The following is a 14,365-nucleotide window of genomic DNA, read 5'->3' on the forward strand; positions in this document are numbered from 1 at the left end:
GGAATTGGCTGAGCGCAACGCTATTTCGAGACATCGCTCGAGTGCAACATGACGAGCACCGTAACCGCCGTGACACCGATTGCGACCGCCTGACGTTCCGCACCTGTGGTGACGTGTCGTTTGAACACTATTTCGGACGGAGACCGTGAACGTTCTTAACACTCCCACACATTGGGTGAGACATGCACGCCGAGATGACGCGACTCGGGACGCACAGTCGGGGGGTCGATCGATGAGCGATCGACCGGAAATGTTCGACGGTGTCGAGGAGATCTGGCTCGACGGCGAGTTCGTGGACTTCGAGGACGCCCAGATCCACGTCCTGACCCACGCGCTCCACTACGGGACGGGCGTGTTCGAGGGCGTTCGTTGCTACGACACCGACCGAGGGCCGGCGATCTTCCGCTGGGAGGAACACCTCGATCGCCTGTACAGCTCCGCGGAGGTCTACGATATCGACATTCCGTACACGAAAGCCGAACTCGACGAGGCCACGCGCGAGCTCATCGACCGGGAGAACCTCGATTCAGGGTACATCCGGCCGATCGCCTTCTACGGGTACGGACCGCTGGGACTCAATCCACAGCAGTCGCCCGTCCAGGTCGCGCTTGCGGTCTGGCCGTGGGGCGCGTACCTCGGCGACGAAGCCCTCGAGGAGGGCGTCGACGTCGCGGTCTCCTCGTGGCGCAAGTACTCATCGAGCCAGATCCCGACCAACGCCAAGACGACGGGAACCTACGTCAACAGCGTGCTGGCAAGCCTCGAGGCCAAGGGCAACGGGTACGAGGAGGCGATCGTTCTCAACAAGGAGGGCAACGTCGCCGAAGGGCCGGGCGAGAACCTCTTTCTGGTCCGAGACGGCGAGCTGTACACGACCGGGCTCGCGGAGTCCATCCTCGACGGGATCACCCGCCGGACCGTGATCGAACTCGCCGAGGAGATGGGCTACACCGTCCACGACGACGCGACGATCTCCCGCGGCGAACTGTACACCGCCGACGAGCTGTTCTTCTCGGGGACTGCGGCGGAGATCACGCCGATCCGGACGGTCGACGACAACGAGATCGGCACGGGAACCAAGGGGCCGGTCACCGACGAGATCCAGCAGCGCTTCTTCGAGGTGGTCGAGGAAGGGCAACCCGAGGCGTGGTTCACGCCTGTCTGATCCGATTTCGCGGTCACTCGTCCGTTCGGTCGTCGGCCCTTTCGACGGGGATGTCCAGCGAGACTTCGCTGTCGTTGGCCTCGCCGAACCCGGCGCTGAGAACGCGGGTCAGCGCGTCTTCGACGTTCTCGTCGAGTTCCTCGTAGTCGTCGGGTTCGACCTCGATGACGAACCCGGTCGTGATGTTCGGCGCGGTCGGCAGAAACAGGAGTTCGCGCCCGTCAGATGCTTGCTGGCCGGTTTTGAACGCTGTCATTCGCATCCCGTTCCAGGTTTCGACCTTGACCGGGGCCTGAAGTTCGTCCGTTCCACCGACGGCCGTCTCGACGGCCATCTTCGAGGCGTTGTAGATGATGCGCAACCCCGGCAGATGGTTCATCAGGTCATCGAGTCCGGCCTCGAGGAGCGAGCCGGCGGCCGTCCGCATGAGATACCCGATCGCGAACACCAGCAATACGAACACGACGATCGTCAGCAGCACCTGCAGCGGATCCGAATCGACGACGTTCAGCGGGACCTGTCGTATCTGATTGTACAGCCAGGAGAGGACGAATATCGTCACCAGCAACGGAACCAGGACGATCAGTCCGCTGGCGAAATCTCGTTTCCACGTTGCCGACATTACGTCCAGCCACGAGCGTGCGCGTAATGATACTATCGCCTGCTGCGTGCGTTCGTGAGATCGTCTGCTGTATGTGTTCGCTATCGGCTCTCGCTACTGTCGGCCCGTCTCTGGGTGATCGCGGAGTCAACGGCCGGGACCGTCGAGTCGCGGTGGACCCGGCAGTCCTCGACGGAGTGACGGTCGTCGCCGCTCGGTCGGAAGCCGCGCCGACGGGAGGGATGGCAGGCGGCGAGAACAGTAGGTTTATCAGGCGCACGGAGCGAAGATCCAGCAAGATTACTTTCGAGATGACATCGAACAATCAACCGGAGGTGAACATCGGACTCGTCGGCCACGTCGACCACGGGAAGACGACCCTGGTCGAGGCCCTCTCAGGAGAGTGGACGGACCAGCACTCCGAGGAGATGAAGCGCGGTATCTCCATCCGGCTGGGCTACGCCGACGCGACGTTCCGGAAGTGCCCCGAATGTGACGACCAGTCGGCCTACACGGTCGCCGAGGAATGTGACGAACACGGCGTCGAAACCGAGCATCTACGGACGGTGTCGTTCGTCGACGCGCCGGGCCACGAGACGCTGATGGCGACGATGCTGTCGGGTGCGGCGATCATGGACGGCGCGGTGCTGGTCATCTCCGCGACCGAGGACGTCCCGCAGGCCCAGACCGAAGAGCACCTGATGGCGCTTGACATCATCGGGATCGAGAACATCGTCATCGCCCAGAACAAGATCGACCTCGTCGACGCCGAGCAGGCCCGCGAAAACCACCAGCAGATCCAGGAGTTCGTCGAGGGGACCGTCGCGGAGGGCGCGCCGATCGTCCCGATCAGCGCCCAGGCCGGCGCGAACGTCGACCTGCTGATCGAGACCGTCGAGGAGCACATTCCGACCCCGGAACGCGATCCCGACGCCGACCCCGAGATGCTGGTCGCGCGGAGTTTCGACATCAACCGGCCGGGGACCACCTGGGACTCGCTTCTGGGCGGCGTGCTCGGCGGCAGTCTCGCACAGGGACGGCTCGAACCCGACGACGAGATCGAACTCCGGCCCGGTCGCGAGGTCGAGGAAGGCGGCCAGAGCGAGTGGGAGCCGGTCACGACGACGATCCGCTCGCTACAGGCCGGCGGCCGGAGCGTCGAGGAGGCGACGCCCGGCGGCCTGCTCGGCGTCGGCACCGGCCTCGATCCGTCGCTGACGAAGGGCGACGGACTCGCCGGACAGATCGCCGGCCCGCCCGGGACGCTTCCGCCGGTCCACCAGCAGTTCACGATGGACGTTCAGTTGCTCGACCGGATCGTCGGCGACGAGGCCGACGAGGTCGATCCCATCTCGACGAACGAGCCGCTCATGTTGACCGTCGGGACGGCCACGACCGTCGGGACGGTCACCAGCGCCCGCGATCAGGAGGCCGAGGTCGCGCTCAAGCGCCCGGTCTGCGCCCGCGAGGGTGCCAAGATCGCGATCAACCGGCGCGTCGGCACGCGCTGGCGGCTGATCGGTATCGGAACCCTGCGGGAATGACGGTCGTCCTCGACACCAACGCGCTGATGATGCCCGTCGAATGCGATATCCGCGTGTTCGAGGAACTCCAGCGACTGCTCGGAACGGTCGACCCGATCGTTCCCGAGCAGGTGCTCGCGGAACTCGACTCGCTGTCCGACGGCGCGAGCGAGGCGGCGACGGCCGCGAGCGTCGGCTTCGATCTGGCCGAGCGCTGTCGGGTCGTCGAGGCCGATCCGGACTACGCAGACGACGCCGTGCTGGCGGTCGCAAGGCGCGACGGTGTCGAGTACGCACTGACGAACGACAAACCACTTCGGGAACGTCTGCTCGCGGCGGGCGTTCCGGTAATTAGTTTACGCGGCGAGCACAAACTCGCTATCACTCACCCATAATCTATGTACAAACGTGTACGACTTCGCGACACGGTCGAGGTGCCCCCGGAATACCTCGCGGACGTGTCCCCGGAACTGGTCAAGAAGCTACTGCAAGACAAACTCGAAGGCCGCATGGACGAGGATGCCGGCTCGGTCGTCTCGGTCATCGAGGTCCACGACATCGGCGAGGGATCGGTGCTGCCCAACCAGCCCGGCGTCTACTACGAGGCCGAGTTCGACGCGCTGACGTTCGATCCCCAGATGCAGGAGATCGTCGATGGCGAGGTCGTCGAGGTCGTCAACTTCGGCGCGTTCGTCGGGATCGGCCCCGTCGACGGCCTGCTGCACGTCAGCCAGATCTCCGACGAGTACCTGGCTTACGACGAGGAGGGGCAGATGCTGGCCTCCCGAGACTCGAACCGGACGCTGGGGGTCGGCGACGCGGTCCGTGCGCGGATCGTCACGAAATCGATCGACGAGCGCAACCCCCGGGACAGCAAGATCGGGCTGACGGCCAAACAGGTCGGACTGGGCAAGCACGGCTGGCTCGAAGAGGAACGGAAGGCACGTGAGGCCCAGGCAGGTGAGGACTGATGGCGGATCGGCTGGTCTGTCGGGAGTGCCATCGCGTGCAGGATTCGGACATCTCCGAGGAAGACGCCTGTCAGGCGTGCGGTTCGACCTCGCTGACGGAAGACTGGGCGGGCTACGTCGTCATCGCCCATCCGGAGAAGTCCGAGATCGCCAGCGAGATGGAAGTCACCGAGCCCGGGCGGTACGCACTGAAGGTCCGCTAACGTGCCCGGGGACGTCGTGCTCGAGCTCCCGGCGGCGCTTCGGTCCGAACTGAAACCGCCGCTGGGCCCCGTCTACACCGACGCCGACCGATTGCTCGACGATGCGACCGAGCCGATCGTCGCGGTCGGCGATATCGTCACGTATCATCTGCTGGGAGCGGGTCACACGCCGGCCGTCGCGCTCGTCGACGAGCGAACCGAACGGGCGGCCGTCGACCGGGAAGTCAAGACGGCGGTCGTCGGCGACAACGGGCCGCCGGCGTTCGACGTTCGCCGTTCGGTGTCCAATCCCGCCGGAACGCTCACCGCCGAGTTGCTGTCGACGCTCCGGCGCGCTGTCGATGCCGGCGAGTCGACGCTCGTCGTCGTCGACGGCGAAGAGGACCTGGCGGCGCTACCGGCGATTCTGGCCGTCCCGGACGGCGCGAGCGTCGTGTACGGCCAGCCCGGCGAGGGGATGGTACTCGTCACCACCGGCCCGGAGGTCCGCGATCACGCCCGCTCGCTGCTGGAACGGATGACCGGAGAATACAGTCGCGCCCGGAGCGCGCTCGCGCTAGAATTGTAGGCGGCTGCTATCCACTACCGAAGCATTACCACGTGTCTGACGAGCGACCGGTGAACCCGCCGCGCGAACGTCGCCTCGACCGTCCAGCCGGCGGCTTCGGCGGCCGCCGCCCACGACCGGTCACCGACGACGACCCCGCGATCGGCCACACGGCGCGCCTCTGTGAGCGCGTCGGCGACGAGCCCCTCCAGATCGCCCTCGATCCTCGACTGGCGACCGTACGGTGCGTCGAAGACCACGCCGTCGACGCTGTCGTCGGCCAGCGGGATCCGCCTCGCGTCGCCCCGGTAGAGGTGCCACGGGCCCGCGAGCAGCGCCCGCAGGTTCTCTCTGGTTCCGCGGACCATCTTCGCCTGCACGTCGCCGCCGATCGGCGTCGCCCCGACGCGTCCGGCCTCCAGCAGGAGTCCGCCGGTCCCGCACATCGGGTCGAGAACCGTCGCACCCGGCTCCCCGCCGGCGAGGTTGACGAGCGCGCGGGCGAGCGCCGGGTCCATGCTCCCGGGCTGGAAGAACGGCCGGTCGGTCGGCTGGCGGTCGGCGAAATCGCGATCGGTCTCGGCGGCGAGCCATCCCAGTGCGCAGACGCCGGCGTCCGGGTCGGCTGAGCGATCGATACCGGGATCGCCGTCCGGCCCGACGGCGCTCGCCCCGTCGCGGCCGGCGAACAGCGCCTGCAGGACGTGATCTGGGTCGTCCAGATCGACCGCGAAGCCGCGCTCGACAAGCACGTCGCCGAGCGCACGCTCGGCGGCCTGCGTGTCGATCCCCGTCGTCGAGCGAACGTCTCGCGCGCGAACCGCGACAGTCCCGCTCCGATCGACGGTTGCCGCCTCCAGCAGCGCGACCGCGCTCTCGACGCTGGCGTCAGTTCGACCGATCGCTTCGGCCGCCCGATGGGTGAACGAAAGCGTCTCGAACCCGTCGTCGAGTCCGCGTGCCGTGGCTAGCCCCGCGGCGATCGGGGTGACGTCGCTCGCAGCCGTGGCTGCCTCGGCGGCGGCGAACCTGTCGTCCTGTCCCGCGAGTTCGAGGACGTACACACCGGGACAACCGCCCGAGGCGGGTATAAACCGACCGATACGTCCCGGGGTCCTTTCAGCGGCGTTGTACGTTGCACGTCACCCGACCAGCCGACCCTGGCTTATAAATATTAAGTACTAACCTTTATAAGCCTTAAATACGACTGTTAGCCCGAGACAATGGTTGACCCCAAGGAAACCATCAACATCGAAAACGTCGTTGCCTCGACGGGTATCGGTCAGGAACTCGACCTCCAGAGCGTGGCCATGGACCTCGAGGGGGCGGATTACGATCCCGAGCAGTTCCCGGGACTCGTCTACCGAACGCAGGAACCCAAGTCCGCGGCGCTGATCTTCCGGTCCGGCAAGATCGTCTGCACGGGCGCGAAGAGTACCGACGACGTCCACGAGAGTCTGCGGATCGTCTTCGACAAGCTGCGCGATCTGGAGATTCAGGTCGACGAAGACCCCGAGATCGTCGTCCAGAACATCGTCACGTCGGCCGATCTCGGTCGGAACCTCAACCTCAACGCGATCGCGATCGGGCTGGGGCTGGAGAACATCGAATACGAGCCCGAGCAGTTCCCCGGACTCGTCTACCGCCTCGAGGACCCCGACGTCGTCGCGCTGCTGTTCGGCTCCGGGAAGCTCGTCATCACCGGCGGCAAGGAGCCCAAGGACGCCGAGGAAGCCGTCGACAAGATCGTCTCCCGACTCGAAGAACTCGGTCTGCTCGAGTAACTTCGCCGTCGCCACTGCATGTGGGAACTCGTATCGGACACGGTCGCCTCGTTAGCGTTGTCGAGCGGGGTTGGCACGTCCGCGCTGGCGGATTCGTCCGTTCTCCAGGCGTCTCCCGGTCGCGGTCTCGTCGCCCTGCTCGCGGCGTTCGTGGTGGCAACGCTGTTCTACGCCGTCACGTTGCATCTCGCGGCGACGTTCTTTCTCGGGACAGTGCCGACACAGAAAGCTGCGACCGTCGCTCCCGCGCCGGCGCTCGTCTCGGTGTTGCTCGGCCGGTACGGTCTCGAACGTGTGGGGTTCATCAGTCAGAGACTCGGCGTGCTGATCGTCGTCGTCGCGACGCTGTCGGCCGACGCGCTTGTGATCAGTCGCGTCTATGACCTCGACGTGGTGCCGACGGCGATCCTGACGCTGCTTCACTTCGCGTTCGCCGCCGTCCTGGGGATCGCACTGGCGAACCTATTCGGGCAGGTATAATATCAGTCGTCGATCGACTCGACGTCAGGCGGGAAGACGAACACGTCACGTCTGTCGTCTTCGCCTTCCACGTGGTACTGCTCGCCGGTCCCGGCCCGGATCTGCCTGTTCCAGCGTGCCTCCAGCACGTCGAGAACCCGGTCCGTGACGATTTCGTCGACGATCTCGACGAGTGGTCGTTCGTCGGCTTCGAAGCCCGTCGCCTCGAAGCTCCCGGTTTCGATCTGTGCGCCGGCCATGTCGGCGTGGCCGCCCGCGCTGCCGATCGCCCCGAACGCGTCCCGCAGCGCTTCGCCGATGTCCAGATCCGCACCGCGCGTTCGTGCCGAGACGTGGATCATCCCGTCCGTGATCCCGTAGACGAGCGTCGTGGTCACGTCTTCGATGTTCAGGAGTCGATCGGCGGCCTGGGCCAGCGCGTCGCGGTCCTGAATATCGTCGACACCGGTGATCACGACCGGCCCGTGACGGGTCCGATTGCGGATCGCGTGACCGATCGTCTCGACGGTCTCCGGCGACATGCTCGGGTTCTCGATGCGCTGGAGCGTCCCCAGATTCGCCGCCGGAAGCAAGGCCGCGGCCGCCTCGAAATCGGCCTGACAGACTTCGCGCCGGAACTCGTCGGTATCGATCCTGATCCCGAACAGCAGTGCCGTCGCGACTGTCTCGTCGATCTCGATCGCGGACTGCTGGAGATACTCGACGAGGAGCGTGCTCGTCGCACCGACGTCGCTTCGCAGGTCGACGTGCGCCGCCTCGACCGGCTCCCGGGGCGGGTGGTGATCGATCACGACGTCGACTGGCGTCTCGACCGGTAACTGGTCGTTGACGCCCGGCCGGGAGTGATCGACCAGTGCGAACCCGCCGAATGGCGAGAGGTCGTCGCCGGCCTCGAGGTTGGTCAGCTCGATATCGAGCAGGTTGACGAACGCCCGGTTTTCCTGGTGGGCGATCGATCCGTAGTAACACAGCTCCGCCGAGAGCCCGGCCAGGTTCGCAAGCCGCGCGAGGGCGAGCGCGCTTGCGATCGCGTCCGGATCGGGGTTGTCGTGCATGACGATCGAAAGCGGGCTCTCGATCCCGGCGAACACGTGCCGCAAGTTTCGAAAGCGGCTCCCGGCCTCGCTCAGCCGGTCCGTGATCGCTGCTTTCGTGGCTGTCGCCGGGTCGACGACCCGGTCGGCGTCCCGCTCGATCGCTGCTCGCGCGTCCGCATCCCCCGATCCGAGATACGCGATCCGCAACGCGTCTGGAAACGCCTCAGCGGTCGCGGGTACGATTCCGGCCGTCCTCGCGGGATCGTCCGCGAACGCGAGAACGCTCTCGATCTCGGTTTCGACCACCCCGAATGTACTGGGTTCGGTCGGATCGCCGTGATGCACGGTCGCATCCGGGACGTTCTCGGTGACCGCCTCCAGCCACTCCGCCTCGTCGCTGACGGCGACGACCGGTCGATCACCCTCACTCAGCCGTGTGAGGAGGTCGTAGGCGAGTGCGCCGGATCCAGCCACCAGCCGCGCGCGCATAACACGGAACTGCCACCTACAGCGTCAAAAGTGCGTCGTTGCCGTCCTCGCCGGAGCGTGTCGTTGCTGCTCCCCTCGGAGGGAGACGAAACCGCCGTCGTTCACTTGAGCCGTTCCTGCAGGAACGACGGGTGGGCGGCCGTCACGCCCTCGATACTCAGAATCGACTCCTCGATGATGTCCCCCAGTTCGTCACCGTCCCGGCCCCGGACTTCGGCCATCAACATGTGATCGCCGCTTGAGGTGTACAGCGCTTCGACCTCCGGGAGGTCTCGCAGTTTGCGCGTCGCTTCGACGTAGCGCTCGCTCTCGACGTCGATGCCGACCATCGCGATCGACTGACTCGAGAGCTTCTTCGGGTCGACGTCGGCGGAGTAGCCGACGATGACGCCTTCCTCTTCGAGTTTGTCGATGTACTTCCTGACCGTGGGTTTCGATACGTCCGCCCGTTCGGCGATCTCCGCGTACGACGCCTGGGCGTCTTCTTCGAGGACGGAGAGGATACGATCCGCCGTGGACTCAGCGCTCATGGACGTTTCTTTCCGGTGCTCGAAAAAATACCTTGCGAAGGGGGAAACGGGGTTCGGTTCGTCGAACTCTTACTTGTGCTTTTCGAGGAGGTCGTAGGAACGGTCCCACTCGGCGTCCTCGTCGAAGTACCGCTCGGCCAGCGGCTGTTCGGGCATCTCGCCGATCGCCTGTTTCTCCGCGGTGTAGGAGGGGCGTTCGTCGTCGACGTAGAAGCGCCCGGTGAGGATCTCGCCCTCGTGGAGTTTCGACTCGGCGTCGTACATGGCCTGTGCGGCCTCGGCGCGGTCGTTGATGTCGTGGCCGTACTCGTCGGATTCTTGGATGTCCGTGTAGGGGACGTACTGTTTGGCGTCCTTGTTCCAGGTCGGACATTGGGTCAGGAAATCGACGTGAGCGAACCCGTCGTGCTGGATGGCTTCCGCGAGGATCTCCGCGGCCTGGTTGGGGTTGACCGCAGCCGTGCGAGCGATGTAGGACGCGCCGGCCGAAAGCGAGAGGCTGAGTGGCCGGAGCGGGTCCTTCGCGCTACCCGAAGGCTGGGTCTTGGACTTGTGGCCTTTCGGCGAGGTCGGGGACGTCTGGCCCTTCGTCAGCCCGAAGATCTCGTTGTTGAACACGATGTAGGTCATGTCGTGGTTCTCGCGGGCCGTGTGGATGAAGTGATTGCCACCGATCCCGTAGCCGTCACCGTCGCCGCCGGCGGCGATCACTTCGACGCCGGGGTTGGCGAGCTTGGTCGCGCGTGCGACCGGCAGCGACCGGCCGTGGATCGTGTGGAAGCCGTAGCTCTCGAAGTAGCTGTTCAGTTTGCCGGAACAGCCGATTCCGGTAAACACGGCGACCTCATCGGGGTTGCGGCCGACTTCCGGCATCGCCTTTTTCAGTGCGTTGAGCACGCCGAAGTCGCCACAGCCCGGACACCACGTGGGCTGGGGCTCGATACCCGGCGTGAACGCTTCGTCGTCTGTCTCGCTGTCCGCTCCGATTGCGCTGAATGCACTCATTGGTTAGTCACCTGCCGCTGGGACGTAGGTCATTCGCTGATGGGGCAGTTCCCCGTCTCCGTTGCTCGTTTCGAACCCTTCGACGACGTCGCGCGGTTCGAAGGGATTGCCGTTGTACTTCAGAAGGCTGGAGAGCTTGTCGCCGTACTTGCCCAGCTCCTTCTGAATGTGACCGCGGAGCTGGCCGCTGGCGTTCATCTCCACCACGACAGCGTGCTCGACCGACTCGAGGAACTCCGTCATCTCCGTTTCCGGGAACGGCATCAGGTCCGAGACGCCGACAGCCTTCACCGAGTGGCCGGCCTCGTTGAGTTCGTCGACGGCCTCGAAGACCGTGTCCTGCTGGCTGCCCCAGGTGATGATGCCGTACTCGGCGTCTTCCGGACCGTGGTAGGTCTGGTGGGATTGCTCGGTGGCGTCAAGCTCCTCGCGGATGTCATCGAGCTTGCCCATCCGGCGGTTCATCTGGATCACCCGGTTCTCGGGGTCCTCGCTGATGTGGCCGACTTCGTTGTGCTCGTTGCCGGTCGCGAGGAAGCGTCCGCCCTCCTGGCCGGGCACCGAGCGCGGACTGACGTTCGAGCCGTCCTCGGGTTCGTGGAGGAACCGCTTGAACTTGTCCGACGCGTGGTGGGCGGCCTCGGCGATCTCTTCCTCGGTCAGCACCGAACCGGGGTCGGCGTTGGGCTCCTCGTCGAAGAAGCTCTCGGGGACGTTGCGGAGTTCGCCCTGGAGCTTCTGGTCGTAGGCGACGATCGCCGGGATCTGGTACTCGTAGGCCAGCTCGAAGGCCTTGCGGGTCTGAGTGTAACACTCCTCGACGTTGGCCGGCGCGAACACGACGCGCGTCGAGTCGCCCTGGCTCGTATAGAGGATGTGTTCGAGGTCGCCCTGCTCGGGCTTGGTCGGCATCCCGGTCGAGGGACCGGCACGCATCGCCTCGACGAGCACGAGCGGCGTCTCGGTCATCTCCGCGAGTCCGAGCGGCTCGGACATCAGCGCGAAGCCGCCGCCCGACGAGCCGGACATGGCCTTCACGCCGGCGTGGGAAGCACCGATCGCCAGCGCCGCGGCGGCGATCTCGTCCTCGACCTGCTCGGAGATCCCGCCGAACTTCGGCAGGTTCTGGGACATGATCGTGAACACGTCGGTCCACGGGGTCATCGGATAACCCGAGATGAACCGACAGCCCTCGTCGATCGCGCCGTACGAGATCGCGTCACTGCCCGACAGCAGGACCTGCTCCTCGTCGTGGCCCTCGCCTTCCGGCGCGGTCCAGCCGTGGGTGTGCTCGACTTCCTGGCCGAGTTCGTAGGCGTCTTCGAGGACCTTGAGGTTCGCCTCCTTCATCTCCCCGGACATGCCGTTGGAGATGATCTCCTCGAAGTACGCCGGATCGATGTCCATCAGTGCCGCCGTGAACCCGACACCGGCGGTGTTTCGCATCACGTCGCGACCGTGCTCGCGGGCGATGCCCCGAAGGTCGACGGGATAGACGTGCCAGCCGTTCTCCTCGGCACGCTCCTCGAGGTTGATCGCCTCGACGTCTTCCTCGTCGAGCAGCCCCTCGTCGTAGACGATGACGCCGCCCTCGTTGAGTTCGTCGAGGTTCTCCGTCAGCGGCTTGGCCTCCTCGTTGCCGTAATAGGCGTCCTCGCTCGGGTTCCGAGCGAAGCTGTCTCCGAGCGTGAGGAGGAAGTTGTATCCGTCGCCACGCGAGTTGACCGGGCCGTTGCCGGCACGTACCTCGACGTACGTGTGGCCGCCCCGGATCCGCGACGGATAATGTCGATGTGTGAATACGTTAAGTCCCGAACGCATCAAGGCCTTCGCGAAGTTCTGGCTCGTCGAGTCGATCCCGTCGCCGGAACCGCCTGCGATTCGCCACATGAGGTCGTCTGGCTCTGGCATGGGTAAATCATCGGCCCCCTGCGGGCGCCGTGTACGAACCAGGTTTCGCCCGGACAAAAGCGTTGTCACTGACTTATACGATAATAATTGTTATGATTCAGATGTGTCTGGTTAGGAAATTTATCGGAATTTATTGCTGCTACCGGCCTATTATGGTTGTTAATGGCAAGTCAGACCGTGTCGAGGTGGACAGTGGTGGTAACTGTACGAGTGACTTCTAGTCGTCGGCGGGCGCGACGTTCTGGCCGGTCAGATCGACCGGCCGGGCGTCGACCTCGAGTTCCTCGAGCGCGACCTGTGCCGCGCGCTTGCCCGAGACCAGCATCGCGCCGAAGGTCGGACCCATCCGCGGGAGGCCGTAGGTCGTCGCGGTCGCCATCCCGGTGACGATCAGACCGTCATGGGTCAGGCCCGTGTGCTCGACGACCGCGTCCTCGCTCTCGCCGACCCACATCGAGTCGTGCCCCGGCGAGTCGTGCCCCGGCGCGCCGTAACTGTCTTCGTCTGTCTGGTCCATGCCCGCGTTACCGTCTTCGATCCCCGGTGCGTCGAGGACGCCCCGCTCGTCGAGTTTCGTGACCGCCATGGCGTCGTGGCCAGTCGCGTCGATAACGAGGTCGGCCTCGACGGCGATCGGATCGACGCAGGTGATCTCCCGGGGCAGCGAGTGGACCGGCGTCCAGTTCATCACGATCCCCCCGACCCGGTGGTCCTCGCGGACGACGACGTCCGTGAACTCGGTCATGTTCTGTATCTTCGCGCCGGCGTCACAGGTGGCCTTGATCAATCCCGAGGTCGCTTCGGGTCCGCTTGCGACGTACAGCCCCTCGCTGTCGCGAGACTGCTCGTACTCGACGTCCAGTTCCTCGAGGATCTGCTGGGCCGGGTCCCGGACGGTGACCTTGTTCATCAGGAAGCCACCGAGCCAGAACCCCCCACCGAGGTAATTGTTCTTCTCGACGACCATCGTCTGCACACCGCGTTCCGAGAGCTCTTTCGCGGCGATCAACCCCGACGGACCCCCGCCGACGACGATCACGTCCGAATCCGAGAACTGCATAAACTCGTCGGTCCACTCCTGACCGATCGCGCGTGTCACTTCCACTTCGCCGACGTCGCTGAACTGGTCGAACCCGCTCATACAACTCAGTGATATTAGTCGGTAGTTAATAGGCGTTGTGAAACCGGGCATCGAGCGAGCGGTGACGGGCCGACGGCCACCGGGGCGACCGATGCCGGTCCGTCTGACGTGGGGTTTTTCAATCACGGCGCCGTCACTCTCGATGATGGACAGTTCCGATGGGTCGCTGACGGTCGAAGAGTACATGACCCGGGAGGTCTCGACAGTCACGCCGACGTCGACGGTCGGCGAGGTCGCCAGACGGATCGCAGACAGCGACGATCACAGCGGACTTCCGGTCACCGACGACAGCCACGTCGAGGGGTTCGTCAGCGCGAGCGACCTCCTGCTGGCCGACGACGACACGGAGATCAGCGAGGTCATGAGCACGGACCTGCTCGTCGCCCATCCCGAGATGGATCTGGACGACGCCGCACGGGTCATCCTGCGGTCGGGCATCCAGCGGCTGCCGGTCGTCGACGACGACGGCGATCTGGTCGGGATCATCTCCAACACCGACGTCATCCGCAGTCAGATCGAGCGCGCGACTCCGGACAAGGTCGCGGAACTCCAGGAGACGATCGAGGAGGTCCACGGTGTCGAGGCCGACCAGGAGCGCCGCCAGGTCTCGCTCGCCGCGCTCCGGCCGACTCAGACCCGCGTCTATGCCGACGAGCTCGAGGGACGGAGTTACGAACTGGAGCGCGGGCTGGCCGAACCGCTGGTCGTCGTCGACAACGACGGCGAACTCCTGCTCGTCGACGGCCACCACCGGACGACCGCGGCCAGCGAACTCGGCATCGAGGAGATGGAGGCGTACGTCATCCGCGTCGACCGCGCCGTCGAACTCGAGATGGCCAAGACCGCCGAAGAAGAGGACCTGCAGTCGGTCGACGACATCACCATCGTCGATTACGCCCGCCACCCGCTCGTCGAGACGACCGAGCGGATGGGCGAAAACGACGCGGACGAGGCCGACAGCTCGTGATAGTGGCCGTG

At 65.3% G+C, this 14,365-nt stretch carries 16 protein-coding genes; 9 read left to right on the forward strand and 7 right to left on the reverse strand.

What is annotated here, in order from left to right; genetic code table 11:
- Positions 1 to 232 precede the first annotated feature (232 nt).
- Positions 233 to 1,165: a branched-chain amino acid transaminase gene (locus HSR122_RS11100; RefSeq protein ID WP_229109877.1), complete on the forward strand. Its 933-nt coding sequence runs from the start codon at positions 233 to 235 to the stop codon at positions 1,163 to 1,165.
- A gap of 13 nt (positions 1,166 to 1,178) precedes the next feature.
- Here the strand turns inward: HSR122_RS11100 and HSR122_RS11105 are convergent, their stop codons facing one another.
- Positions 1,179 to 1,787, reverse strand: coding sequence for a DUF502 domain-containing protein (locus HSR122_RS11105; RefSeq protein WP_229109878.1), 609 nt, complete (start codon positions 1,785 to 1,787; stop codon positions 1,179 to 1,181).
- A 290-nt stretch (positions 1,788 to 2,077) separates the two neighbouring features.
- Between HSR122_RS11105 and HSR122_RS11110 the strand changes: the two genes are divergently transcribed.
- From HSR122_RS11110 to HSR122_RS11130, 5 genes are read left to right on the forward strand one after another with little or no spacing between them, the layout of a single operon-like run.
- Positions 2,078 to 3,310: a translation initiation factor IF-2 subunit gamma gene (locus tag HSR122_RS11110; RefSeq protein WP_229109879.1), complete on the forward strand. Its 1,233-nt coding sequence runs from the start codon at positions 2,078 to 2,080 to the stop codon at positions 3,308 to 3,310.
- A complete protein-coding gene (locus tag HSR122_RS11115; RefSeq protein WP_229109880.1) occupies positions 3,307 to 3,684 on the forward strand; it encodes a PIN domain-containing protein in 378 nt (125 codons plus the stop codon). Before HSR122_RS11110 ends, HSR122_RS11115 begins: the two co-directional genes overlap by 4 nt.
- Positions 3,685 to 3,687: 3 nt before the next feature.
- The gene (locus HSR122_RS11120; RefSeq protein ID WP_229109881.1) at positions 3,688 to 4,260 is read left to right on the forward strand and encodes a DNA-directed RNA polymerase; all 573 of its coding nucleotides are present in this window, start codon (positions 3,688 to 3,690) and stop codon (positions 4,258 to 4,260) included.
- Complete coding sequence (gene spt4 / locus HSR122_RS11125) at positions 4,257 to 4,463, forward strand: transcription elongation factor subunit Spt4 (protein WP_394355566.1); 207 nt, start codon at positions 4,257 to 4,259, stop codon at positions 4,461 to 4,463. The genes HSR122_RS11120 and spt4 overlap by 4 nt, the downstream gene beginning before the upstream one ends.
- A 1-nt stretch (position 4,464) precedes the next feature.
- Positions 4,465 to 5,031, forward strand: coding sequence for a GTP-dependent dephospho-CoA kinase family protein (locus HSR122_RS11130; protein ID WP_229109883.1), 567 nt, complete (start codon positions 4,465 to 4,467; stop codon positions 5,029 to 5,031).
- Positions 5,032 to 5,045: 14 nt separating this feature from the next.
- Here the strand turns inward: HSR122_RS11130 and HSR122_RS11135 are convergent, their stop codons facing one another.
- Positions 5,046 to 6,074 carry a methyltransferase domain-containing protein gene (locus HSR122_RS11135; protein WP_229109884.1) on the reverse strand — a complete coding sequence of 343 codons (1,029 nt, stop codon included), beginning with the start codon at positions 6,072 to 6,074 and terminating at the stop codon, positions 5,046 to 5,048.
- Positions 6,075 to 6,233: 159 nt separating this feature from the next.
- Between HSR122_RS11135 and HSR122_RS11140 the strand changes: the two genes are divergently transcribed.
- Positions 6,234 to 6,794, forward strand: a complete 561-nt coding sequence (locus HSR122_RS11140; RefSeq protein ID WP_229109885.1) for a TATA-box-binding protein — start codon at positions 6,234 to 6,236, stop codon at positions 6,792 to 6,794.
- An 18-nt stretch (positions 6,795 to 6,812) separates the two neighbouring features.
- A complete protein-coding gene (locus HSR122_RS11145; RefSeq protein ID WP_229109886.1) occupies positions 6,813 to 7,274 on the forward strand; it encodes a DUF7473 family protein in 462 nt (153 codons plus the stop codon).
- A gap of 2 nt (positions 7,275 to 7,276) precedes the next feature.
- Here the strand turns inward: HSR122_RS11145 and HSR122_RS11150 are convergent, their stop codons facing one another.
- The 5 genes from HSR122_RS11150 to HSR122_RS11170 all read right to left on the reverse strand — a co-directional run bounded on the left by HSR122_RS11150 (position 7,277) and on the right by HSR122_RS11170 (position 13,387).
- On the reverse strand, positions 7,277 to 8,800 hold the full coding sequence (locus tag HSR122_RS11150; protein WP_229109887.1) for a DHH family phosphoesterase: 1,524 nt from the start codon (positions 8,798 to 8,800) through the stop codon (positions 7,277 to 7,279).
- Between the two features lie 101 nt (positions 8,801 to 8,901).
- Entirely contained in the window at positions 8,902 to 9,330 is a 429-nt protein-coding gene (gene lrpA1 / locus HSR122_RS11155; RefSeq protein ID WP_229109888.1) for an HTH-type transcriptional regulator LrpA1, read from the reverse strand.
- Between the two features lie 69 nt (positions 9,331 to 9,399).
- The gene (locus HSR122_RS11160; RefSeq protein WP_229109889.1) at positions 9,400 to 10,335 is read right to left on the reverse strand and encodes a thiamine pyrophosphate-dependent enzyme; all 936 of its coding nucleotides are present in this window, start codon (positions 10,333 to 10,335) and stop codon (positions 9,400 to 9,402) included.
- A gap of 3 nt (positions 10,336 to 10,338) precedes the next feature.
- Positions 10,339 to 12,246 carry a 2-oxoacid:acceptor oxidoreductase subunit alpha gene (locus HSR122_RS11165; protein WP_229109890.1) on the reverse strand — a complete coding sequence of 636 codons (1,908 nt, stop codon included), beginning with the start codon at positions 12,244 to 12,246 and terminating at the stop codon, positions 10,339 to 10,341.
- Between the two features lie 217 nt (positions 12,247 to 12,463).
- Entirely contained in the window at positions 12,464 to 13,387 is a 924-nt protein-coding gene (locus HSR122_RS11170; protein ID WP_229109891.1) for a sulfide-dependent adenosine diphosphate thiazole synthase, read from the reverse strand.
- 142 nt (positions 13,388 to 13,529) lie between these two features.
- Between HSR122_RS11170 and HSR122_RS11175 the strand changes: the two genes are divergently transcribed.
- Complete coding sequence (locus HSR122_RS11175) at positions 13,530 to 14,354, forward strand: CBS domain-containing ParB/RepB/Spo0J family partition protein (protein WP_229109892.1); 825 nt, start codon at positions 13,530 to 13,532, stop codon at positions 14,352 to 14,354.
- Positions 14,355 to 14,365 lie beyond the last annotated feature (11 nt).

Source organism: Halapricum desulfuricans (assembly GCF_017094525.1).
Lineage (GTDB): Archaea > Halobacteriota > Halobacteria > Halobacteriales > Haloarculaceae > Halapricum > Halapricum desulfuricans.

Coding starts and splice junctions, on each gene's coding strand:
- HSR122_RS11100 (WP_229109877.1), top strand. CDS start 233: ATGAGCGATCGACCGGAAATGTTCGACGGTGTCGAGGAGATCTGGCTC.
- HSR122_RS11105 (WP_229109878.1), bottom strand. CDS start 1,787: ATGTCGGCAACGTGGAAACGAGATTTCGCCAGCGGACTGATCGTCCTG.
- HSR122_RS11110 (WP_229109879.1), top strand. CDS start 2,078: ATGACATCGAACAATCAACCGGAGGTGAACATCGGACTCGTCGGCCAC.
- HSR122_RS11115 (WP_229109880.1), top strand. CDS start 3,307: ATGACGGTCGTCCTCGACACCAACGCGCTGATGATGCCCGTCGAATGC.
- HSR122_RS11120 (WP_229109881.1), top strand. CDS start 3,688: ATGTACAAACGTGTACGACTTCGCGACACGGTCGAGGTGCCCCCGGAA.
- HSR122_RS11140 (WP_229109885.1), top strand. CDS start 6,234: ATGGTTGACCCCAAGGAAACCATCAACATCGAAAACGTCGTTGCCTCG.
- HSR122_RS11145 (WP_229109886.1), top strand. CDS start 6,813: ATGTGGGAACTCGTATCGGACACGGTCGCCTCGTTAGCGTTGTCGAGC.
- HSR122_RS11150 (WP_229109887.1), bottom strand. CDS start 8,800: ATGCGCGCGCGGCTGGTGGCTGGATCCGGCGCACTCGCCTACGACCTC.
- lrpA1 (WP_229109888.1), bottom strand. CDS start 9,330: ATGAGCGCTGAGTCCACGGCGGATCGTATCCTCTCCGTCCTCGAAGAA.
- HSR122_RS11160 (WP_229109889.1), bottom strand. CDS start 10,335: ATGAGTGCATTCAGCGCAATCGGAGCGGACAGCGAGACAGACGACGAA.
- HSR122_RS11165 (WP_229109890.1), bottom strand. CDS start 12,246: ATGCCAGAGCCAGACGACCTCATGTGGCGAATCGCAGGCGGTTCCGGC.
- HSR122_RS11170 (WP_229109891.1), bottom strand. CDS start 13,387: ATGAGCGGGTTCGACCAGTTCAGCGACGTCGGCGAAGTGGAAGTGACA.
- HSR122_RS11175 (WP_229109892.1), top strand. CDS start 13,530: ATGATGGACAGTTCCGATGGGTCGCTGACGGTCGAAGAGTACATGACC.